Annotated in this window: 28 protein-coding genes; 14 read left to right on the top strand and 14 right to left on the bottom strand. The window is 49.8% G+C overall.

Going from position 1 to position 22,426, the window contains the following annotated elements; translation table 11 throughout:
- Nucleotides 1-164: 164 nt before the first annotated feature.
- Together AC14M5_RS05825 and AC14M5_RS05820 are read right to left on the bottom strand one after the other, a co-directional pair.
- Nucleotides 165-845, bottom strand: coding sequence for a TIGR01906 family membrane protein (locus tag AC14M5_RS05825; RefSeq protein ID WP_484028701.1), 681 nt, complete (start codon nt 843-845; stop codon nt 165-167).
- A gap of 124 nt (nt 846-969) precedes the next feature.
- Complete coding sequence (locus tag AC14M5_RS05820; protein ID WP_484028700.1) at nt 970-2,373, bottom strand: peptidoglycan DD-metalloendopeptidase family protein; 1,404 nt, start codon at nt 2,371-2,373, stop codon at nt 970-972.
- 264 nt (nt 2,374-2,637) lie between these two features.
- Between AC14M5_RS05820 and AC14M5_RS05815 the strand changes: the two genes are divergently transcribed.
- The 8 genes from AC14M5_RS05815 to AC14M5_RS05780 are packed head-to-tail and all read left to right on the top strand — an operon-like array spanning nt 2,638 to nt 9,581.
- Nucleotides 2,638-3,144 carry a hypothetical protein gene (locus AC14M5_RS05815; RefSeq protein WP_484028699.1) on the top strand — a complete coding sequence of 169 codons (507 nt, stop codon included), beginning with the start codon at nt 2,638-2,640 and terminating at the stop codon, nt 3,142-3,144.
- The gene (locus tag AC14M5_RS05810; RefSeq protein WP_484028698.1) at nt 3,141-3,389 is read left to right on the top strand and encodes a hypothetical protein; all 249 of its coding nucleotides are present in this window, start codon (nt 3,141-3,143) and stop codon (nt 3,387-3,389) included. Before AC14M5_RS05815 ends, AC14M5_RS05810 begins: the two co-directional genes overlap by 4 nt.
- Entirely contained in the window at nt 3,386-3,961 is a 576-nt protein-coding gene (locus AC14M5_RS05805; protein WP_484028697.1) for a TlpA family protein disulfide reductase, read from the top strand. The genes AC14M5_RS05810 and AC14M5_RS05805 overlap by 4 nt, the downstream gene beginning before the upstream one ends.
- A gap of 15 nt (nt 3,962-3,976) precedes the next feature.
- Nucleotides 3,977-6,034: a heme lyase CcmF/NrfE family subunit gene (locus AC14M5_RS05800; protein ID WP_484028696.1), complete on the top strand. Its 2,058-nt coding sequence runs from the start codon at nt 3,977-3,979 to the stop codon at nt 6,032-6,034.
- Between the two features lie 15 nt (nt 6,035-6,049).
- Nucleotides 6,050-6,544, top strand: coding sequence for a cytochrome c-type biogenesis protein (locus AC14M5_RS05795; RefSeq protein ID WP_484028695.1), 495 nt, complete (start codon nt 6,050-6,052; stop codon nt 6,542-6,544).
- Nucleotides 6,545-6,560: 16 nt separating this feature from the next.
- Entirely contained in the window at nt 6,561-7,061 is a 501-nt protein-coding gene (locus AC14M5_RS05790) for a zinc ribbon domain-containing protein (protein WP_484028694.1), read from the top strand.
- 2 nt (nt 7,062-7,063) lie between these two features.
- Nucleotides 7,064-8,263, top strand: coding sequence for a hypothetical protein (locus tag AC14M5_RS05785; RefSeq protein ID WP_484028693.1), 1,200 nt, complete (start codon nt 7,064-7,066; stop codon nt 8,261-8,263).
- A 46-nt stretch (nt 8,264-8,309) separates the two neighbouring features.
- Nucleotides 8,310-9,581, top strand: coding sequence for a C39 family peptidase (locus AC14M5_RS05780; RefSeq protein ID WP_484028692.1), 1,272 nt, complete (start codon nt 8,310-8,312; stop codon nt 9,579-9,581).
- 74 nt (nt 9,582-9,655) lie between these two features.
- Here the strand turns inward: AC14M5_RS05780 and AC14M5_RS05775 are convergent, their stop codons facing one another.
- The 12 genes from AC14M5_RS05775 to AC14M5_RS05720 all read right to left on the bottom strand — a co-directional run bounded on the left by AC14M5_RS05775 (nt 9,656) and on the right by AC14M5_RS05720 (nt 18,040).
- Nucleotides 9,656-9,892: a hypothetical protein gene (locus tag AC14M5_RS05775; RefSeq protein ID WP_484028691.1), complete on the bottom strand. Its 237-nt coding sequence runs from the start codon at nt 9,890-9,892 to the stop codon at nt 9,656-9,658.
- 33 nt (nt 9,893-9,925) lie between these two features.
- Nucleotides 9,926-10,963 carry a L,D-transpeptidase gene (locus AC14M5_RS05770; protein ID WP_484028690.1) on the bottom strand — a complete coding sequence of 346 codons (1,038 nt, stop codon included), beginning with the start codon at nt 10,961-10,963 and terminating at the stop codon, nt 9,926-9,928.
- 42 nt (nt 10,964-11,005) lie between these two features.
- Nucleotides 11,006-11,233 carry a hypothetical protein gene (locus AC14M5_RS05765; RefSeq protein WP_484028689.1) on the bottom strand — a complete coding sequence of 76 codons (228 nt, stop codon included), beginning with the start codon at nt 11,231-11,233 and terminating at the stop codon, nt 11,006-11,008.
- Between the two features lie 107 nt (nt 11,234-11,340).
- Complete coding sequence (locus AC14M5_RS05760; RefSeq protein ID WP_484028688.1) at nt 11,341-13,962, bottom strand: heavy metal translocating P-type ATPase; 2,622 nt, start codon at nt 13,960-13,962, stop codon at nt 11,341-11,343.
- A complete protein-coding gene (locus AC14M5_RS05755; protein ID WP_484028687.1) occupies nt 13,955-14,263 on the bottom strand; it encodes a metal-sensitive transcriptional regulator in 309 nt (102 codons plus the stop codon). Before AC14M5_RS05755 ends, AC14M5_RS05760 begins: the two co-directional genes overlap by 8 nt.
- Complete coding sequence (locus AC14M5_RS05750; protein WP_484028686.1) at nt 14,241-14,624, bottom strand: hypothetical protein; 384 nt, start codon at nt 14,622-14,624, stop codon at nt 14,241-14,243. The genes AC14M5_RS05755 and AC14M5_RS05750 overlap by 23 nt, the downstream gene beginning before the upstream one ends.
- Nucleotides 14,625-15,062: 438 nt before the next feature.
- Nucleotides 15,063-15,887 (bottom strand): cytochrome c biogenesis CcdA family protein, encoded by an 825-nt coding sequence (locus AC14M5_RS05745; protein ID WP_484028685.1) that lies wholly within the window; start codon nt 15,885-15,887, stop codon nt 15,063-15,065.
- Nucleotide 15,888: 1 nt separating this feature from the next.
- Nucleotides 15,889-16,347, bottom strand: coding sequence for a cupredoxin domain-containing protein (locus AC14M5_RS05740; protein WP_484028684.1), 459 nt, complete (start codon nt 16,345-16,347; stop codon nt 15,889-15,891).
- A gap of 29 nt (nt 16,348-16,376) precedes the next feature.
- Nucleotides 16,377-16,679: a heavy-metal-associated domain-containing protein gene (locus tag AC14M5_RS05735; protein ID WP_484028683.1), complete on the bottom strand. Its 303-nt coding sequence runs from the start codon at nt 16,677-16,679 to the stop codon at nt 16,377-16,379.
- Nucleotides 16,680-16,689: 10 nt separating this feature from the next.
- Nucleotides 16,690-17,478 carry a prolipoprotein diacylglyceryl transferase gene (gene lgt, locus AC14M5_RS05730; protein WP_484028682.1) on the bottom strand — a complete coding sequence of 263 codons (789 nt, stop codon included), beginning with the start codon at nt 17,476-17,478 and terminating at the stop codon, nt 16,690-16,692.
- Between the two features lie 14 nt (nt 17,479-17,492).
- A complete protein-coding gene (locus AC14M5_RS05725; RefSeq protein ID WP_484028681.1) occupies nt 17,493-17,711 on the bottom strand; it encodes a hypothetical protein in 219 nt (72 codons plus the stop codon).
- 149 nt (nt 17,712-17,860) lie between these two features.
- Nucleotides 17,861-18,040 (bottom strand): YHS domain-containing protein, encoded by a 180-nt coding sequence (locus tag AC14M5_RS05720; protein ID WP_484028680.1) that lies wholly within the window; start codon nt 18,038-18,040, stop codon nt 17,861-17,863.
- 308 nt (nt 18,041-18,348) lie between these two features.
- Here AC14M5_RS05720 and AC14M5_RS05715 point away from each other — a divergent pair, with 308 nt between their 5' ends.
- The 6 genes from AC14M5_RS05715 to AC14M5_RS05690 all read left to right on the top strand — a co-directional run.
- Nucleotides 18,349-18,837: a hypothetical protein gene (locus AC14M5_RS05715; protein ID WP_484028679.1), complete on the top strand. Its 489-nt coding sequence runs from the start codon at nt 18,349-18,351 to the stop codon at nt 18,835-18,837.
- A complete protein-coding gene (locus AC14M5_RS05710) occupies nt 18,834-19,325 on the top strand; it encodes a hypothetical protein (RefSeq protein ID WP_484028678.1) in 492 nt (163 codons plus the stop codon). The genes AC14M5_RS05715 and AC14M5_RS05710 overlap by 4 nt, the downstream gene beginning before the upstream one ends.
- A 23-nt stretch (nt 19,326-19,348) precedes the next feature.
- Nucleotides 19,349-19,846 carry a QcrA and Rieske domain-containing protein gene (locus AC14M5_RS05705; protein ID WP_484028677.1) on the top strand — a complete coding sequence of 166 codons (498 nt, stop codon included), beginning with the start codon at nt 19,349-19,351 and terminating at the stop codon, nt 19,844-19,846.
- Nucleotides 19,847-19,858: 12 nt separating this feature from the next.
- Nucleotides 19,859-20,353, top strand: a complete 495-nt coding sequence (locus AC14M5_RS05700) for a QcrA and Rieske domain-containing protein (protein WP_484028676.1) — start codon at nt 19,859-19,861, stop codon at nt 20,351-20,353.
- Nucleotides 20,354-20,363: 10 nt separating this feature from the next.
- Complete coding sequence (locus tag AC14M5_RS05695; RefSeq protein WP_484028675.1) at nt 20,364-21,485, top strand: L,D-transpeptidase; 1,122 nt, start codon at nt 20,364-20,366, stop codon at nt 21,483-21,485.
- 342 nt (nt 21,486-21,827) lie between these two features.
- Nucleotides 21,828-22,426: sortase (locus tag AC14M5_RS05690; RefSeq protein ID WP_484028674.1), on the top strand; the 599-nt coding region annotated here is incomplete at its 3' end.

Genomic DNA, 22,426 nt, shown 5'->3' with positions numbered 1-22,426 from the left:
TCCTTTCGTAGACATAGAATAAGATCATCCATCTCGGGCATGGGCGCAAATCGGCGCGACCAATATAGGCAAAACTAGCTACTCAAAAAGCCCGGCAATCTCTCGCCGGGCTTACCTTCACAAATGTTTTTGGCGTTCAACCTGGCTGCAAATAGGTTGCTTTCCTAAGTACGCATTTCTGCCAGCACGCGCCTTCCACGCCAACCAACCAAAGCAAACAATAATCCTGTGGCCAGGCTTAGAATAGCAATCGTCAGTGTTCCATCGAACCAAAACTCCACCGGAAAGAGGCGGATGAGCGTATCGGAATAGGAAAACAGCCATGAACCCGGTTTGAAGAAAAACAGATGGAATGCTTCAAACCAAAATTGCCAGCCGAAGATTGCCAGTAAGGCAATTGACAGGATGATCCCGGAAGTCAACAGTCCGCCCGATTGAATTGCTGAAGCGAGCGCCTTCCGCTCTCCTTTTTCCCAAAGGAGGAAGCTCAGTAATATGAGCAGAATGAGGGCAACCCGCCAGACATGCAAAACAGATTGAAAGACTGCCAGTACGTCTGCCATGTGTGACACTTCGCGTGGATTGTAAACAGGCAAACCGTTCAGGAATTGTTTTGAGAGCTCGTCACCGGGCAGATGCGCGCGCACATAATGAATGTTGGTTGAGGCAAGGATGAAACGCTGTTGTTGAGTGTAACCAAATGGGTCAGGCGGAAAACTTGCCTTGCCGTATTCGAAAGCCAGATACGAGTCAGTAGCCAGTAACTGTACCGCGCCACCGACAATGAAAATAGTGACAAGCACAACGGTGAGTAATTTCAGAATTTGAGTCAACCGGCTTGGCATGGCGCCTCTCTTCAATACAAGGATGAATCTTCTTTACAGGGAGATCATTTCGATTGATTGTATGAGATTAGCAGAGAATACCGAAGCGCGTTTTTGCCTGTTCGCGGATAAGTGCTTTGGCTTATCAAGGATAGGCACGCGCCAACCAGTCTGCGGGATTAATCTGGACACCACCCACCCACACCTCCCAATGCAGGTGCGGCCCTGTCGTGCGGCCTGTTGCTCCACCCAACCCGATCACTTGTGCGGGTTGAACCATGTCACCCACTTGAACAAGGATTTTTGAGAGGTGGTCATAAGCTGTATAAATTCCCCAACCGTGGTCAATCACCACAACACCCCCGCGTACAGTCAATTCGCCGGTGTAAACAACTTTGCCGGGCGCACTGGCATAAAGTTCAGTTCCAACCTGCCCGCAGAAATCCAGACCGCTGTGGAAATAGTCATAAGTGCTGCCGTTATATGAGCGCCGATTGCCAAAAAGGGAAGGCCAGCATTGAGTGAATTCAGGCGGCACAGGACTCGAAAATAGCCCATCCCACATTTTCTCTGGTGTGACGGGAATGCCCAATGATGCCCACAGTTCACTTTCAGGCCCCGTCACTGCCGGGTCAACGGTGACCGGATCAACTTGCAGGCTGGGATCATAAGGAAAGTTCGCATCCTGAACAAGCACATTCTGCGAAAAAGAAAAGTGTTCTCCATCGGATAGCTCACCCTCTAACGTCAGTGGATAAAGACCGGGTGACGTCATGGCATGGATGCCCTGTAGTGCAACATAGCCATAATCCTGCGGGAAAAAATTCAAGGCGCGATCAACCAGCGAGCCACTCATCTTAATACCCGGCGGTGCATAGACTTTGATCACCGTTGTCCCACCCTGGATCATAAACAGCGGCTCCACTTCGACCTTTGTGATTGCTCCCGGCAAACCAGTTGACGCTTCCGCTGGAGATTCACCGGCAACCTGGAGCACATCACCCGGCAGACCTGCCCATGTGCCCGGCAAGTTATTATCCAGCGCCAGTGACCAGGGGTCTTCGCCACGCAGTACAGATAGTTCCAGCATAGACTGGCCCGAGGCTAAATTAACGCGTTCTGCAGAGGATGAATTTTGATTCTCCGTTAGGGGGACGATCAGTGTTGCACCAGCAAATAACTCAGAAGGACTGACAATGTGATTCAAGCGGGCCAGGGTTGCATCTGAAAGAACATAACGACGACTTAAGCTGCGAATGGTCTCTCCATAAGCGATTGTGACAGTATCTAAATGTCCGCCTACACCGGTCAAACCCGGGATCACTAAACGAGCGCCAATTACTACTTGGCCGGGATCAGTGATGTTGTTCGCTTGTTGCAAATCCTCGAGGGTTACCCCGAAACGCGCCGCGATCTCCCAAAGCGAATCGCCTTCCTGAACGATATAGTAAGGCTCATCCTCTTCCCCATCCTGGGCTGTGACTGGTGAATAAAAAATCAGCGGAAGAATAACCACAAACAGAATGCTAAATAGTTTAATTAATTTCATTGTGTCTCGCTCTATAAATTTGGGTATATCACAATAACGAAAAACCATCATGAACACGCAAGTCCGACAGGTCGGCTTGATCCAGTTCAAGACTATCGCCAAAAGAGACTATAAATTCGTGCGGCATCATCATTATATAAGCAATTTGACTCGCTATTCCCAATTGCAGACTCTTCAACTTTATGGATACGCAAAATTGCCTATGAGGCCGACGCGCCTTTTAGCGCTTGTGAAAGTTCGCACTGAAATTGATAATAGACTTCGATGAAACGTGTTGCTTCAATAACTTTAGTCGGGGTTGGCTTGTTGCTGTTTTTTGCCGCGGGAATGTGGATATATTTCAACAACTTGATGACTCATCCAACAGCCGCCTTTTTACCTGATCAGGTTGCGGGTTTATCCCTCAGCACAAAAATGACGGGAACACAGGCAACCGAAGAGTTCGACATGCTGCACAAGAACCACTTTCCTCTAACCTCGGGCGCAGTTGGGGTATACGGTGATCAAAAGGCAGCTCTGTGGGTTGGTGGCGCACCATTCAACTTCATGGCCGCAGATATGGTCAGCGCCATGCGAGACAAAATATCAGCAGGCGGATCGCCCTTTACTCCAATAAAGGAATTCAAGAATGGCGGGAGAACGGTCTATGCATTAGATGGGATGGGGCAAAAGCATTTTTATTTCCAATCAAAAAATCTAATCATCTGGCTGGCAGCTGAACCTTCCATTGCAGATGAAGCACTCAAACAAATCCTGGAGGATTACCCATGAAAAAGTCACACGTATGGATCATGATCTTATGCTGTTTGATCCCGATTGCAGGGATTGCAGCGGTATCTTTATTCAAAATTCCATTGAGCAATGTATTGTTCTATGGAATGATCCTGCTCTGCCCAATTTCACATTTGCTAATGATGAAATATATGGGACATGAGCATTCCTCAACCGAACCTCATTCCCAACACCAACATCATTCACCCATCGCAACCGCCCCCGAGCGAGATAAGCTGCCATGAGCCAGCTATCAACAAACGAAGAGGAAGTGCAGTCACCTCCGACTGCCCGCCGTAACAATATCGGGATCATCATCGCTTTTGCGGCTATTCTGGCAATCCTGGGATTGTTGGCCTTGGGGTTGAAAAAAGCACAAGCGGGCCCGCGCGAAAGCGGCATGGCTCCTGACTTTACAATCACTGATTTTGACGGACGCACAGTGACGTTGAGCGATCTGCGCGGCCAGGTGGTGATCGTAAATTTCTGGGCCTCGTGGTGTCCACCCTGCCGGGAAGAGGCGGCCTATTTGGAAGCGACCTGGCGCAGGTATGAAGGCAGAGGCGTGGTCTTCATCGGTGTGGATTGGGTGGATACGGAAAAAGAAGCGCTGGCGTACATCGATGAATTTGACATTACTTATCTCAACGGCCCGGACATTGGTACGCGCATCGCACAGGCATATAACATTCAGGGCGTTCCAGAAACATTCTTCGTCGCCAAGAATGGTGAATTGCGCGGTGTTCACATTGGCCCGATGAAATCCCCTCAACTCGATGAAAAGATCGAAGAATTATTGGCAGAACCATATCCATAAAATTTGGAGTATTCCATGCTTGCTGACATTGGCTTGATCGCCCTCACGATTGCTTTTATCTTTAGCTTTTACTCTACCTTTGCCTCGCTATATGGAGGATGGTATCAACGCCCGCCCTGGGTGGACAGCGCACGAAACGCATCTCTGTTAGTCTTCCCGCTGCTGACCGTTTCTGTCCTTGTCGTTGTATATGCACTGTACACCTTTGATTTCTCGCTTGCATATGTTTACGATGTTTCAAGCCGCGCCATGTCTTCATTCCTGCGCGTGACTGCGTTGTGGGGTGGTCAACAGGGCTCGGTGCTTTTCTGGGCCTGGCTGATGGCTGGGTTTGTCGGTATTGTCCTGCTGCGCAAATGGGAACGAGATCGCGAATTAATGCCCTACGTCATCTTTGTTTCCATGTTTACGACCACCTTTTTTGTAGGTCTGGTGCTCTTCATTACCAATCCCTTCATGCGCCTATGGCATGTCGAAGGGGCAGCTGAACTGACCCAGGCCCTGTTCCAGCCTGGCAATGCGATGTCTTACTTGCCAGAGGATGGAAATGGATTGAACCCGCTCTTACGACACTTTGGCATGATCGGCCACCCACCGACCACCTACCTCGGCTTTACCGGTTTTGTCATTCCTTTTGCTTTTGCCATTGCAGCGTTGATGACAGGTCAATCGCGCAAAGACGAGTGGATTCTCACCACCCGCCGTTGGACACTATTTGCATGGATCTTCCTCACCATCGGCCTGATCCTTGGTGGACGCTGGGCCTACGATGTGCTCGGTTGGGGAGGCTTTTGGGGCTGGGACCCGATTGAGAATGCCATGCTCATGCCCTGGCTGACTGGCACGGCTTTCCTTCATTCGGTGATGATGACCGAAAAGCGCGGCATGATGAAAAAGTGGAATATGGCACTCATCATCCTTACTTATTCACTTTCTCTGTTCGGTACTTTTATCACCCGTACTGGCGTGATCAGTTCCGTCCATGCGTTTTCCAAGACCGCTCTCGGCCCGGCCTTTTTTATCTTCATTGGCCTTACCTTCCTCGGTTCATTGACCATCCTCTACCTGCGCTGGGATACGTTGAAATCAGAACATACGCTTGAAAGTTTCATTTCACGTGAAGCAGCATTCGTCCTGCAAAACATGCTCTTCCTTGCAGTCACTTTTGCAGTGTTCTGGGGGACGGTCTTTCCGCTCATCAGTGAACTTGCAACCGGCACCAAGATCACCGTCGGTCCCCCTTACTTCCAGCGCGTGACTGGGCCGCTCTTCTTCGTGCTCGTCTTGTTGATGGGAGTCGCTCCGCTCCTGGCATGGCGCAAGCAGGCTGCGCGTACACTTGGGAAAACGATCTGGATTCCATTTGTAGCCTCGCTTGGGATAACCGCCATCTGGGGATTCTCCCATCGGATGCACCCCGCTTCCATCTTCGGCCTTTGGCTGGTTACATTTACCCTGAGCTTGATCCTGGCTGAATTTTGGAAAGGCGTTCAGGCGCGGCATGCAACACGTAGCGAAAATGTGTTCACCGCATTATTCAACCTGATCGGACGCAATCATCGCCGTTATGGTGGATATATCATCCACCTCGGCGTGGTGCTGATCGCGACGGGCATTATCGGCGATGCCTTCTTCAAACTGGAAACCCAGGGAACGATTTCGCAAGGCGAATCGTTGAGCATTGGCAACTATGAGTTCGAGTTCCAAAGAATGCTGGGTTATCCCGGTTCGGATGGCCGGGATATTGTGGAAGCGGTTGGGCTCGTTTATCAGGATGGGAAGCTGATCCGCGAGGTGAATCCACGCCGCGATTTCTTCATTGTTCAGGAGCAACCTGTCACTGTACCCGGCGTCTATTCAACGCCTGGCATGGATTTTTATGTGATGTTGCTGGACTGGAACAACGACGGAACATCTGCAACTTTCAAGATCTACGTCAACTCTCTGATCAACTGGGTGTGGATCGGCGGCATCGTGATGATCTTAGGCACACTGATTGCGACCTGGAGCAATCCCCTCAAACGCGAAGCCACCTATGTTCTCAAGCCGGAAGTCATCACTTCTCAGCCTTAAATAAGAAGGTCTGCCATGCGATATATAAAACGAAAACTTGTATTGTTTTTGATCACGATCCTGGCGAGTCTTTTTGTGGCCTCCGCAGTGTTTGCACAGGAGGGGCAACCTGGTTATCCCACTGCCAACGATGTCAACCGAGTCGCCAAGCAACTCTATTGCCCGGTTTGCCCCAACACACTATTGGATGTCTGCGAGACCAAGGCGTGTGAGGATTGGCGCGCGCAAATCCGTGATCAGTTGTCTGAAGGTTGGACCGACCAACAGGTTATTGATTACTTTGTTGCACAATACGGCGAGCGTGTACTGGCTGAACCACAGCGGAAAGGATTCACCTCCTTGGTTTGGTTCCTGCCGCTAATCGCGATATTACTTGGGCTGGGCATTGTCTATGAAATCCTGAGGAATTGGCGGAAGCAGAAAACTGCCCCAGCAATTTCCGCCCCACTGCCTCAGATCCCGGATGAGATATTGAAAAAGATCGAGCGCGAAATTCGCGAAATGGATTAACCACGGAGCATTTGTTATGGAAATACCTTCTATTCTGATCGGTTTGGTACTGCTTGGCGCTTCGCTATATTTTGTCAGCCTGCCTTTTCGAAAAAATTTTCGGAAAGAGGCGCAGATTCCAAAACTCCACATAAAAAAGGAAGGCCAACGCGAGACGGTCATATCGGCCTTGCGCGATCTTGATTTTGATTTCAAAACTGGCAAGGTGGATGAGGAAGATTACACACCCCTGAGAGCACGATTGATGGTCGAGGCAGCTCAGGTAATCGAACAACAACAAGAAGAAGACCGCAAACTCGAAGCATTAATCCAGACTCGCCGCGCGGCGCATCAAGCGAAGGCTGCGTGTGAAAAGTGTGGCACACCCATGGAGGCTGGTCAACATTTTTGCGCCAAGTGCGGTTCGCCAGTTAAGAACGAACTGTGTCCATCCTGCGGGAAAAAAGTTCGGGCGAATGATCAATTCTGTCCGTCTTGCGGAATCAGGCTCGAGGTCCGAGCGGAAGCGGTTGTTTAGCCATGAAGAGAATCGCTATTTATTTAGTGATCAGTATGGTGGCTTTATCAGTAATAACAACTTATCCTGTTCTTGCACAAACTGAGATGCCGCCTGCCGGCTCAACGGGTAAAGTCACAGGAACGATCATCAACCAGAACAGCGGGGCAATGGTGAAAGGCGTATCGGATGTGATGTTGCACATTCTTCAGAATGACACAGGAGCCGGGATGCTGCATGGGCAATCCCAGGCGGATGGTTCGTTCTTTTTCAGCGATGTGCCCTTTGATGCAAACTCTCAATATGCTGTTATGGCGATCTATGACGGAGTAACTTATTTTTCGGATACAGTTCCGTCGGACATGAAATCCCTGCAGGCCGTAATCGATGTGCCAGTTTACGAAAGCACATCTGATGTATCGGATGTGCAGGTGAATCAAATGCACGTGCTGTTCAACTACGCTGAAGACGGGCTGGAGACAAAGGAGATATATATACTTTCTAATAACGGTGAACGCACGGTTAAGGATGTTTACAAATTGGATGGAGATAAATCGGCAACGCTCAAATTCCCGCTTCCACCCGATGCTGATTTTATCTTTTTCAAACCCGATGACCAGAACCGCTTTGTCAAATTCGATGGAGGATTTGCTGACACCTATCCCGTCCTGCCTGGAACACAATCGGCGCAGATCGTAGTCAGTTATCTGACTCCTTTTTCCGAACAGAGAATATATAGGTATATTTCGCCATTGAATATCCTTCGTATGAACTTTCTGGTGCAAGAGGATGCAAATGTTTCGCTTCAGGGAACGGGCCTGGCTGGGCCGGAACGAATGACACTTGAAGACGGCAATTCCTATCTCGTCTATTCCTTTTCAAACATAAGTATAGGGAAAATTGTCGAGGTCTCATTCGTTGAGGGTGACAAAAGCAACAGTACAGAAGTTTCGGCCATTCCGCTTGCCACTGGTGTTGGAAGTCTTGGTCTTGTGATCATGGGCTATGGAATTTGGTGGTGGCGCCGGTCTGATGAGTTAGACGAAGAGGTTGACGATCAACCAGATACTGAAATGGATTTCAATCAGGCTATCAATGAAATCGCTTGTTTAGACGAGGCTTATGAAAAGGAGGAGATTGAAGAACAGGAATATCGCGAGTCCCGGGAGGTTCTTCGCAAGAAAGCAAAAGTCTTACTGGAACAGGATGGCAAAGAAAAATAGTTTATTCATCCAACAAGCAAGGTTCGAGAAATATTAGCGGTGTTGAATGAAAAAACTTAAATTTTCCAGTTCTTTCTTGATTCTATTTATTATAGTTATCCTGGGAATTCCTGCAATTTATCGTTTGCCTACGGTTCAGGAACGAGTCGGCTGGCGGGTAGCCGAGTTGATGGCGCGCATCAAGTACGCTCTTTCGCCTCCAGAAGAAGTGATCTTTGTCCCTGAGGAAGATGCAGTTTCGCAAACCGGGGCTGTCATTCAATCAACTCCTATTCCCACCAATTCAACACCAGATGCACCATCAAACCTTCCACAGCCTACTCCAACCCAAACATTAACACCGATTCCGAAAAGTATACGGCTCACAGGTGTCCGGCATGAATACCAGACCTGGAATAACTGCGGTCCCGCCACTCTGGCGATGGCACTTTCGTATTGGAAGTGGGATGGCAACCAGCGTATCATCGCGGACTTTACCAAGCCAAATCCACGCGACAAGAATGTAGCGCCATATGAACTGGCTGATTATGTTGAATCAAATACCCAGTTGCAGGTTGCACTCAGGGTCGGTGGAGAAATTGAATTGCTCAAGCGCTTTTTAGCGGCAGGATTTCCAGTCATTATCGAAAAAGGTTTCGAGGGACGCGACTTCGAGGGCTGGATGGGTCATTATGTGTTGGTGACCGGATACAGCGATCCAGATCAGCAATTTACATTCCAGGATTCCTACTACGGCCCCGACCAAGGGATGGGCTACGAAGATTTTGAGTCATACTGGCGGGCATTTAATTTCACTTACCTCGCGATTTACCCGTCTGAAAACGAAGATGACGTCATGGAAATTTTAGGTCCTCATGCAGACGAGGAATTCAACTACCGTTATGCTGCACAAAAGGCATCTGATGAAATTTACGCACTCAATGGACGGGATCAATTTTTCGCGTGGTTCAATCGTGGCACCAACCTGGTAAGCTTGCAGGATTTTTCAGGCGCTGCGTCAGCTTATGATGAGGCCTTTGCGCTTTATCCAGACATCCCAGAAAAAGAACGACCATGGCGCATGATGTGGTATCAGACCGGGCCATATTGGGCTTATTACTATAGCGGGCGATATCAGGATGTCATCGAATTGGCCAGCACAACTCTGGATGCAATGAGCGAACCGGTTCTCGAGGAAAGTTATTATTGGCGCGCTTTGGCACGTGAGGCTTCGGGCGACGCTAAAGGGGCTATCAAAGATCTTCGTTCCGCGCTTAAGGTTCATCCGGACTTCGAGCCGGCGTTAACACAACTTCAGCAATTGGGCATCATTCCATAAATTTTTCAACAAGATACGTCCTGAATCCACCACATTATACGATGCGTAAATTCAGGGTTGGCTTCTGAAAGAATCTAGAAAAGGTCACCACGCCAGCGATACCATAGCCAGCCAAGCGGAATCCCAACGATGCCGCCAATTAACGCACCTCCCCAGTGATACGGATGCGGCTGTCCATCCAGGAGCATTCTGGCGACTGCATAACTCAGGGTTGCCAATCCAAATGACCAAAAATATACAACAGCCGGCCATTCCCTACTTTTCTGCGATTCACTTGTTGATGCGGTTTTCGAAACCTTGATTCTGCTCATACTTTGCTCCTGAAGAGATGGATATAAAACTGCTTATGAAGTGGTTGAGACGACTTTGACCAAAGTTCCCTCTCCCAGCTTTAATAGATACTGCGTTTCAGGCGGGACTTGGGGCCGGGTCCAGCGATAAATGAATTTCGCGTCGCTTGGAGTTAAGTTCACACAGCCCCGGCTGCGTGGTCGGCCATAGTCGTTATGCCAGTACGTGCCATGAAAGGCTACACCGCTGCCGGTAAAGAACGAAACCCAGGGCACACCAGGCAAATGATAAATATTGCTGTCGGCGTCGCCTTCATTGGTCATATGAATACTGGGTCCCTTGTGATCGGTGCGGAACTCGCCCTCAGGCGTGGTTGTTCCTTCACTACCGCTGGAACAACGTACTGTCAGCACAGGTTTTTCACCTTCAAAGGCCGTCACCAACTGGTTTGCCAGGTCAACATAAATGTATTTATCCTTCTCCGGTACATCGGGGGAGAGCGGGTCGAGTTCACCAGGTGCTATCAGGCGCATCTCGTGCGCCGGCACATAAAGCGATTCCTTTATTTGGCGGTCGTAAATCTTGTACCAGGCGCTTTTCTCGCTGCGATTCACAATTACATCGGTGACCCAGTGAGTGGTCGAATAATAAATACGGTAGCCGCGTTTCGCCAGAATGCTCGGATCACGCCGGGTATCGCACAACGGAACCGTGATCTCACCAAGTACGTTTGTCGCCGGCAATTCAATCACAGTAAGTTGATGGAGCGTTTCAACCGGTTGAGCCATGCCAGAGTAGATGTAACCTTCATTGTTAACAAGGTACCAGGTTGCATTGAATGGATTGCCATAGCCTTTGTCGCCCTCAGTTTCAGCGGTAATTTCCACAATCTCGTCCCGGCCAAAGGCGCGTATCTTTTTGGCATTATAGAATGGTTCGCTTAATAGTTCAACGCCGCTCAACGTGATGCGCCCCTGTTTGGGAGTTCCAGCAGCAAGGACAAGGTCAAGGCGCAGGTCTGCCAGAAACAGCCCCAGCAGGCCAGCGCTCGAAGCTTTGAGAAAGTCGCGGCGTGAAAAAGGCAGATCCATAATATTAATCTTTGGGTGAGTCGGTCTTTTAGCCGGAAATCATTACAGCTTGCCTTGAAGCTGTTTCTTGACTCGTGAAATAACGATTGGCATTGAAACGATCAGAGTCAATAAGCCAATCCAGACCATCCCACCTATGCGTGTTGTGATCGGGTAGTCACCGCTGAATGCGGTTGCCAGAAGAAAAAGCAATGCCGAGCCAATTGAAATCGGCAAATAAATAAACGCACTCTTCCGGGCTATTTCCTTTTCGACTTGTTCGTGTTCCATGCTTGATTTCCTTTTAATTTATTGCATAGCCATGTGAAGAACATCCCGTAGATTACTGGGTACAAACTGCTTTAGGAATAAACCTGCGGGACGGTTCACACAGTCAATCAATCATTTCCAACCGAAGCTGTGGCAGGGCGCAATTGTGAAGTGCCACTTCCCTGTCGGGGTTTGTGTCCGCGTGCGACTGACGGTTTGAAGCCTTTCAACAGAAGTGTGTTGAGTGTCACCGAGATGGAGCTAACAGCCATCATCAAGCCAGCTAGTTCGGGGCTGATGACAACTGAGGCGAAAGCATAAAATAAACCAGCTCCCAGAGGAATTCCCAGTGTGTTATAGAAGAAGGCCCAGAACAAGTTCTGCTTGACCTTGCGCATCGTAGCCTTGGCCACTTCCAACGCAACCACCACATCGCGGATATCATCCTTGATCAGGATAATGTCACCTGTTTCCTTGGCTACATCTGTACCTGAGCCAATTGCCATACCAACTTCGGCCTGAGCCAGCGCCGGGGCATCATTCACACCGTCACCCACCATGGCAACTTTTTTGCCCTGCGCCTGAAGCTTCTTCACTTCTTCGGCTTTATCCTGTGGCAGGACTTCGGCAAGCACACGATCAATTCCAACTTTTCTTGCAATGGCTTCCGCTGTGCGTCGGTTGTCGCCGGTGATCATGACCACCTCGAGACCGAGTTTATGCAAATGTTTTATTGCTTCGGCTGAATATTCCTTGAGTGTATCAGCAACAGCGATGAGACCGGCAGGTTGCGCATCAACTGCCACAAACATGACGGTCTTGCCGTCAACTTCCAGCGCTTCCGCTTGCGATATCATGGCTGAGAAATCCACATCACGTTCCTTCATCAACTTGCGGTTGCCGAGCAGGATCTCTGTTCCTTCAACTTTTGCCTCCACACCATGACCCGGAATGGAGTTGAATGAATCGGGTTCGACGACTTCCAAACCGCGACTTTCTGCTCCATGCACGATTGCTTCACCCAATGGATGTTCCGAATTTTTCTCAGCGATAGCGGCAAGTCGGAGAACATTTTCAGTTTGCAAGGTTGTGGATGAAAGCTTCTGGCACTCCAGTTTCCATTCGTAACCTGCTACTACATCCGTCACCGATGGTTCACCTTTGGTCAACGTTCCCGTCTTGTCGAACACAATGGTCTGCAACTTGCTGGTGTTCTCGATGGCTTCGGCACCTTTGAAGAGCACACCAAATTCCGCACCCTTGCCTGTCCCAGCCATCATGGCAGATGGAGTTGCCAGCCCCACCGCACATGGGCAGGAGATGACCAACACTGTAACACTCAGCAATAATGAGAACCCAAACACGCCGATCTCACCCAGTTTGTAGGGCGACAGGATGAAGCTCGAATTTGGATCGAAGAACATTTGGTATCCAAAGAAGAACCAGAAGATGAACACGACCACAGCCAGCAAATGCACACCCAAAATAAAATGCCCCGCCACCCAGTCGGCCAGTTTTTGGATTGGCGCTTTGCTGGCTTGCGCATCTTCAACCAGTTTTATGATCTGCGCGAGCGCGGTCTCTTTGCCAATACGTGTCGCTTTGAACTTGAAGGCGCCAGTTTTGTTAAGCGTCCCACCAATCACCGCATCGCCTGACTTCTTTTCAACAGGCAAGCTTTCACCAGTCAACATCGATTCATCAACTGCTGAATAACCTTCGAATACCTGACCATCCACCGCGATGGATTCACCAGGGCGGACAAGGATCACATCCCCAGGTTCGACCTCGTCTGCGGGAATTTCCTCCTCTCTATCATTTCGCATCACGCGCGCGACTTTGGGCTGGAGCTTCATCAATTTGCGAATCGCCTCTGACGTTTTACCCCGCGTTAAAGCCTCAAGCCAGCGGCCCAGGATGATGAAACCAGTCAGTAACGCCGCGCTCTCGAAGAAGGTTGCGCCTTCGCCGCCGAATCCAGCTTTGGGAAATAAGGTGTTAATGACTGCAATGCCATAGGCTGCACCGATACCGGTTGCGTAGAGCAGGTTCATATCCGTGACACCATGCTTGAGTCCGCGCCAAGAGTTGGAGAAGAACTGCCGTCCCGGCCCAAATACAACTGGTGTGGTCAATAAACCAATGGCCCATTTATAAGAAAGCCAAACGGGAACGAAGGCTTTGAGCGGCCCAAGCATTTCGTAGAATGTGCCGATCATGACGACTAGGCCAATCGTTCCCGCGATGATCAGGTTGCGTCCTTGAATTTTTATTTCGTCTTCGCGCACCTTGCGTTCGCGGTCGAGGGCATCTGTGCCCTCACTGCGTTCCTGTGCCTCGTAGCCCACTTCGCGCACGGAGCGCTTCATGGCGCTGACTAAAACCAACCCGGGGATAAAGGTCACTTTAGCAGTGCCCAGCCCAAGGTTCACGACAGAAGCGGTCACTCCATTCAGTTCACGCAAAGCCCCTTCCACATGATCCACACACGAAGCGCAAGTCATGCCGCGTATATCGAGAGTCAGTTCAGCAGTCGGGATGGAATAGCCGACATCTTCAACGGCAAGCCGCATATCATCCAGTTTGATACGTTGGGGATCGTAAGAGAGAGTCGCTTTGTTGGTCGCCAGGCTGACGACTACGTTCGATATTCCCGGTAATTCTTTAAGTGCGCTTTCCACATGCGAGACGCAGGAGGCGCAGGTCATACCAGAGATGGGCAGGGATATTTCAGTAAGAGTGTTACTCATGAGAAACCTCGATGTGATGGTTTGGATAGTGGAGGAAAATCGTATACAAGGATTGGAGATGTTGTAATTCGGCAAGCCGTTGTTTAGGCGAAGAACTGTCTAGAATAATGGTTTGGATAGATTGAGCCTGACAAATAATCAGTTTTGATCCAGCCGCGCGGATGGCCGCATCAACTGCGCCAAGTTGGTGAAGCACCTGCTCGCAGGGCTGGCCTGCTTCCGCCATTTCGATTACTGCGTTCAAATGTCCCGCTGCGCAACGTAAACGGCGGATGATTTCAGACCGTTGATCGGGTTTCATGAACCACCTCAATCGGTGATGATGTGTTAACGCGGTGAGGCACAAGGGTGCGACGGATGGTCGCTTCCAAATGGTGATTTCCATGCCCGCCCACTGGGACTGCGATGGAAAGCCAGGTTTTGCCATCCTGTCCATGGATGACCAGTGTGGCAGGGTCGCCTTGATTCCCGTAGACTAACAGGACAATCATCTGGCAATTACAGTCATCGGTTTCATGATGTGGGCAGGGACAATCGGGATGAGCCAGGCGAGCCACCTGTAGATCAAAGGTCTGCACTGCACGGAAGCCAGCGCCGGTTACCAGTCGGTTGACCCATGCCAGAACCTGCTCGCAAGTTTGATCCAGAGCTAAAAAAGGCATTAACGTGCTCATTGTGTACTTTCTGTTGTTCCCAGTATAGACGGAGGGGTGTTAAAGACTAAGCGCCAAATCCACCATTGGAAGGTAGGCATTTTCGCTTATGGTGAGGAGCAGAAATACACTAAACACAAAGGGCGCGAAGTACACCAAGGTTTAAAACCTTGGTGCTCTTTATATACTTCGTGTTTAACAAAAATAGGGCTGTCTTTTGAGGACAGCCCCGCAGGAGGAGAAGATGTAACAATGTTATTTATTGCTGCTGAGTTTGGCTACCAGTACTACTACGAGAACAACTGGCAAAGCGATTAGCGCGAGCATGAAGAGAAATCCAAAGCCCATCATGGTATATGTCTCCTTTCGTATGTTATGTTTTCAGTATAAACAACGTTTGTAAAGAGATGGTGAAGATGGGTCAAAGGTCTCTTGAAGATTGGACGGTCACACTGTTGCCAAAATCACGAGTCCCATCACAACGACCCCGCCTCCTAATGCCAGCCGCATCCATTCTTTGTGATGTAGATTCCAATGCGCGAGGCGATTCAAAGTCGGGCGTGCGGATGCGGCAATGAGGATAACAACCAGCGGCAGGACAAAAATCAAGTTGTAAAGCACGAGGTAACTATATCCAAGAAATGCCGAGGGCTGGAGTGCAAGCAGACTAAGCACGCCAAGATAAACTGCTCCACTGCATGGCACGGTGCACAAACCGATTAGAAAGCCTCCCACGATCAAGGCGGGGACGGTGGCCTTTTTCGCCATCTCTTGAGCCGTTCTCCCGATTTGAGACGGGGCCTGTAATCGCCATCCCAAGTCTGGGAGAAAGAAGTCTTTGAGCATCCATAAACCGAACAGGATGGCGGCGAGCGCGCCGATCCGAGCGGGGAGATGTTGACGCGTAAAGAAATCCAATGTTTTAAGCAGGCCCACACCCAGCGCGAGATAGGTTAGGAAAACGGCGGCGATGTAGATGCCGCCCTGGCTGAGCAATCGCACTCGAATGACATTGATGCCCTGCCCGCCCGCCTGCATGGTCGCTAGCATAGCCGTGATGAAGAGCAGCAGGACGGTAAACGCGCACGGATTGATTCCATCAACCGCCGCGGCTACGATGACAGTGGGCAGGGTGATTGCAGGCAGGTACATCTGCATGGCTTCGGTCGGCGCGTTGGGATGCCATAAGCCTGTCAATGCTATCGCACCCATTGCTACAATAGTCAATGCAGAAAGAATGATGATGCGGCGAAGGGGTGAAGTAATTGCCATATTACCCCTCGACAATGATCTGGCCATTCATGGTGGGATTGGCTTTCCCGCCACAACAGATGTCACAATAGAAAGTGAATGAACCTGCCTTATCGGGCGTGAAGGTCACATAATTTGAACTTTCGGGTTGAGCGATGATGTTCACATCCAGTTCATCCACAGCCCATTGATGCTTTCCACCGCCATCGGTATGATGCTCGTTATCCAAACTAGTCAGGCGGATGGTCACAGGCTGGCCAGCTTTGATACGAATCTCGGTTTTATCAAAGCCGCTCATGGAGGCTTCCACATCGATCACATTGCCTGCCATCGACTCAAGCGGAGGGCGGAAGAAGGCCGACTTGAGATAATAGCCAGCGAGTCCCAGTACACCGACAACGATCACCACAAAGATCGCTGAACGAATACGGCTCTGTCGTCTACGAGCTTCTTTGCGAGTTGTGCGGGGAGATTTTTTCATTTTATAAATCCTTTGGAAACTTGGCTGAATTACTCTGCTGCCATCAGTTCCGCGCGATATTTGTGGCGGCCATCATTGCCAGCGCTGGATACTGCGTTCACCAATACATCGGGTGAAAGCTTCTTGCTGTCGTAGCGGACCTCAGCCACCGCCATGTTCAGGAACACATCCACGCCATATACACCTTCCAGCGAAAGCAGGCTGTTGCGGACGCGTGTAACACAGTTCTCGCATCCCATGCCCCAAACAGCCAGGGTTGCAATGTCTGATTTTTGAATCTGATCCATTGAAGCGGTTTTGTAGATTGGTTCAACGTAACAATTTTCGTCCATTTTTTTCTCCTTAGATTGTTTGTTTACTTAATAACCCGCGCTGCGTCCATGCCAGCAAAGCCAGTCCAATGGCGAACCCAAACACGGCAATGATCTGCGATTGCGCCAGCCCAAAGGCGATGATGCGATACGAACTGGTGAAACCCAGAAAGAAACGCTCAAGGCTATAGAGGGTCAAATAGACGAGAAACAACCTCCCGTCGGGCCAGTTGCGTTTTCGTAATCCCCAGAGCACAGCGAAAATTCCCAGATTGACCACGAGTTCATAAACGGGCATGGGCGTGTAATAGACCCCAAGTTGCGGAACCATCACGTTCGGGTTGGTATATGCAAAACCGAAGGGGCCATCGGTTGGTTTTCCCATCGCATCACCTGTAATCACACATGCAATGCGGCCAATGGCTTGTGCCAGAACCAGGCCTGGTGCGGCTGCATCCAGCAATTTAGGGAAACGCCAGCCGCGTCGCCAGGCGATCAGAGCGCCAGCTATCAACCCGCCAATGAGTGCACCCCAAATCGCCAGCCCACCCTCCCAGATGTAGAGCGCGCGGATGGGATTGACCGCGTACTCATCCGACCAATGATCGAGCACATGAAATAAGCGTGCCCCGAGCAATCCGCTGACGATGATCCAGACGGCGGCATCGTAGACGTCATCCTTCTTGAAGCCTTTGCGTTCGGCTTCGCGCACCGTCAGCCAGATACCTATTCCCATAGCGATCATGAGAATGATGCCGTACCAACGCACGGCAAAGTGGCCAATATTGAAAATGATTGGGTCAATGGAAACTGTGAACATAATGATCTAAGACCTCACGACTTAAAAATTTTCCAAGAGCAGATGCCCCAGCAAACTGCAAGAATAGCGATCAGTAATCCCGCCGTGACCAGCAGGCTGAATTTCAATCCGAAGAAGGGAAGAATCAACAATCCCACCAATGGAAGAGCGCACAACCATATAAGGATGGCAAGCGCCATATCATCGAAGTGACTTACAAATCTTTTGAACATGATCAGGCTCTGAAATTTCAACTCACTCCTCATTGTATGGCTTTGATCGGGAATATCTAAGCGCCGTTTATCGCATTGCAGAGTAGGCTTTTTTGCTTATACAAGACTCGTTTGTAAACAAGAAAAAAGGCCTGTCTAAATGACAGGCCTTTAAAGGGGTGGAAGAGATATTAGTGATGATATGTGTGTTCGTCAGCTTTGCCGAGATATTTCTCGGGCTCCTTGTCGAAGGATTTCTTACAACCCAGCGAGCAGAAGTAATACATCTGCCCTTTATACTCGGATGTGCCAGCGGCGGTAGCGGGGTCAATGTCCATGTGGCAAACGGGGTCGTGAACTGTTGTTGTCATGTTTTCTATCTCCTTTGTTGGACTCAATTATCACATGAATAGACCACTCTGCTAAGAGCCAACTTACTCGGCATCATACAGGCATTTTTGCTCATAAATAGCCCCATTTGTGTAGAGCAGTCGTTCCCATGCCAGGTAATTTCCTCCAACCTTTTCCCCGACCAGTTCTTCCCAGAAAGAACTTAAAAAATCATTCATAAAAACAATTGATGAATAGCATAAGCAAAAATGCTTATCGCTTTGATAGCAATCTGGCGCAAGACGTACACAGGCATAAAGACTATCATAAACAAAAAGGAAATGTTATTGTGAAACGTTATCTAATTCCACCCGCCGCATTCCTGCTTGGCTCTTCGCTTATCGCAGGCTTTTATTTCGGCATCATCACCTGGGCGCAAGATTGGGAATATGCCGCCAGTCAATTCCTGCTCAACCGTTGGTATGTTGTACCGATCTGGATTGGCTTTGGCGTTCAGGCTTCGCTCTATTCCATCTTGCGCTTCCGCCTGTTCATTCCAACTACATCCACGGGGCACACAGGCGTGCTGATGGGAACTAACGGTGGCACATCGGTTACCGCGATGGTTGCCTGCTGCCTCCATCACGTTACCGATGTTCTGCCAATCCTGGGCCTGAGTGCCGCCGCCACTTACCTCACCCGCTATCAGCGCCCATTCATGCTCGTTAGTTTTGGATTGAACATCATTGGCATTATCGTCATGCTAGTCATTCTTTATCGTGAGCGGCAGAAATTACAACCTGTCCAAAAATTACAATCCGTTTTGGAGACCGAATGAAACGTTTAATCCTACCCCTTCTCTTAACCCTGACTCTTATCCTGGCCGCTTGTTCTACAGTTTCCACCTCGGATCAAACCCCACCTCAACCCTTCGACCCTGCTCAGGACAAGCCTGATCCTGTTTCGACGGAGTCCGATTCCTCTTCCAACGCCCGCATTGACGAGCAAGGTGCGATTATCTTTGAAATCACCCCCGACAACCTTGCCTCGCTAACTGACACACTCGAGTTCGATGTAGCACTGACCACCCACTCAATTGACTTGAGCATGGACCTTGCAAGTGTAGCCACACTCACAACTGATACAGGTGTCAGCGTGGATGCAACTCTCTGGGACGCACCGCGCGGCGGTCATCATGTGGAAGGCAAGTTGATCTTTCCCGCGACAAAAGATGGCAAACCCATCCTCGAAGATGCCACAAAACTGACTCTCACTATCATCGATGTAGATGCCCCCACGCGCATTTTTGAATGGGATCTGAAATAAAAAAATCAGGTAAAGGAACTGGCATGGCTCATAAACAAGACCTCAGCCGCCGTGATTTCATCAAAACAACCACTGCTTTTATCGGCAGCTTGATCGGTGTATCCATCGGACTACCCTCCATTGCCTATCTGCTTTCGCCTTCCCTTCGGAAAACGGAGGATGAATCGGTGGTCGATCTCGGCCCGCTCGACACATATCCCATCGGGATTCCCACCTTGTTTGAATTTACACGTACCAAAGTAAACGGTTGGGAAAGAACAGGCATGAGTTATGGAGTTTATGTTCTGCGTAAGACCGAGAATGATGTGCGAGTATTTTCAGACATTTGCACCCATCTTGCCTGTCGAGTCTCGTGGCATCCTGATCAACAGCACTACATCAGCCCCTGCCATGATGGACACTTCGATATTGCGGGCAAAAACGTCAGCGGCCCACCTCCGCGCCCGTTGGATGAATTTATTACAGAAATCGAAAATGGCAATCTATACATTCGGCTGCCCGCATATAAACGAACTTCATAAATGGAGAATCAAATGGAAGAGCACAAAGATATCTCACGGCGAGATGCCATGAAAGTGGCCATTTCACTGATCGGTGGTCTGATTGGCTCCGCATTAGGTATTCCCGCCATTGCTTACATCATTGGCCCCGCCCTAAAACAGGATGAGGCTAACTGGATAAAGGTCAGTTCTATATCAACCATTGAATTAGGAACACCCACACTCCTAAAACCCAGGGTGACACGCCAGGACGGTTGGATAGTAGATGAAGAAGAAGTGGGTGTCTATGTTCTAACTGAGGACGGACGCAACTATCATGCGCTGTCGAATATATGCACTCATCTTGGCTGCCGTGTCCGCTGGATTGCCGAACGCGAGCAATTCTTTAGTCCTTGTCATAATGGAGTTTTCGACAAACACGGATATGTCGTCAGTGGTCCCCCGCCGCGCCCGTTGGATGAATTTGAAACAAAAATCGAAGACGGTAATTTGTACATTCAGTTGCCAGCCGTCAAACGGACTTCATAGATAGAAGACAATGTTGAAGCGTCAAATAGCGGGCAGTGGCTCTTTTTTCTCGCGACGCGATTTTCTCAAACTGGCCGCACTCAGTGCGGGGGCGGTGGGGTTCCGCCCGTTTGCAAAACTGGCCCTGCCCGAATTCCCACAGGCAGATCAACTTGGCCGCATCACAGTTGGCAAGATGGATGTTTTTACAAGACCCGACGCCAGCAGTCAGATTGTCGGCGTGTTGTATGAGGACAGTATTGTTCCCTGGGTTCGAGAGATGGTTGGGTCAATGCCCGGCCGCATCAATCAGCGTTTTGTGGAAACGCCTTATGGATTCGTCTGGGGAGGCTACGTTCAACCAGTATTAGATCAGCCCAATATCCCGATTGCGAACCTGCCTCAGACGAGTCTCGGTCCAGGCATGTGGGCCGAAGTCACAATTCCTTATGTCGATTTGGTTCTTGATAATCCACCCGCACGCGCACCATGGTTGCAATATCGCGAGTCGATTGGATTGCCTGCACGATTTTTCTTCAGCCAAATCGTCTGGGTGGATCAAATCCGAACCGATGAAAACGGGCAAACATGGTATCGACTCAATGAGAAATATGGTTCCGGTGATCTATTCTGGGGGCAGGCCGAGGCCTTCCGCCCACTGACGGCCGAAGAGATGTCTCCCATCAGCCCTGATGTAGACCCTGCTCAGAAACGTATCATCGTGAAAATTTGGGAGCAAACCATGTCCTGTTTCGAGGGGAATATTGAAGTCTATTTTGCGAAAATTTCGAGTGGTGCGTTGTATGACGCCGCAGGCAATCGTGTAGATGCATGGGCGACGCCGGTTGGCGAGTCACCCATTTGGCGAAAGACGATCTCTCTACCATTGAGCGGAGGCAGTGCTTCGGCAGGCTGGAGTCTTCCAGCGGTCGGCTGGGTAAGTTTGTTCGTTGGAACAGGCGTTGCCATACACTCCACATTCTGGCATAACAACTATGGAGAACCATCTTCACGCGGGTGCGTCAATGCCAGGCCTGAGGATGCGAAATGGGTGTTTCGCTGGAGCCTGCCTCAGGTCCCGTATGATCCGGGGGATGTCACCATCGAATGGCCTGGTGGCACAAAAGTCAGCGTTGAGGAAAAAGTCGCCTAAACATTGAAATACGTGATATGCAGGCAAATAAAAATGCCAGGGAGACGGATGAGAAGAAAACGCCTGGAAGACCTTACGGTAAAACAGATACGTTATTTACTTTTGGAAAAGCGCCGGGCAGTGCGTACCATCCGATTGGAACACTTTCACCGTACTGGAAGAGTGATCCCACTTGTCGGGGAAACAAACACAATGGGAGATTCTAGAACCGAGTCATTATTTAAACGAACCAAAGTCCACGATGAACAAGCCTCGCAGCACCACTGGTTAAACCGGCTCCTATTCGGGATGGAGTGTTTGTCGATTATCGGGTTGATTTCTGTGATATTAGGCGTCTTATCAATGCTGGGCACCTTAAATCGGACAGTCGCCGCCGCACTTCAACAGCCCACACTTGAGCCCACTCCTCTGGTTGGAGAAGTGGTGTTGCCGAATGGTCACACACCACCCAATGAAACGGGTGATGTTCAACCCAATGAGGCCGAAATACCGGAACATTTGCGCCCCATATATCAGTCAATATTAAATGTTCCGATTCCCACTCCAGGCAATCGACAGGCGCTACGGATTCAGATTCCTGCCATCAATGTGGACGCGCCGGTTGTGCAGGGTGATGGTTGGGAGCAGCTCAAGAAGGGTGTGGCCCAACACATTGGAACACCAAATCCCGGTGAGGATGGCAATATCGTCTTATCGGGTCATAATGATGCCTTCGGGGAAGTCTTCCGCTATTTGGATCAACTCAAGCCAGGGGATCTGGTCCTCCTATTTGCCAGCCAGAGGAAATATACTTATGTCATTACTGGTTCCCAGATGGTCGATCCAAGTGCAGTCGAGGTTATGGCTCCTACGCCGGATGCCAGAGTGACGCTGATCTCATGCCACCCATACCTGGTGGATATTCATCGCATTGTTGTGTCTGCTGTGTTGCAAAATCCTTA

It is taken from the genome of Candidatus Villigracilis sp. (assembly GCF_057083605.1).
Note: the sequence above shows the minus strand (reverse complement) of the source record. Positions and strands in the feature narration are given on the sequence as shown.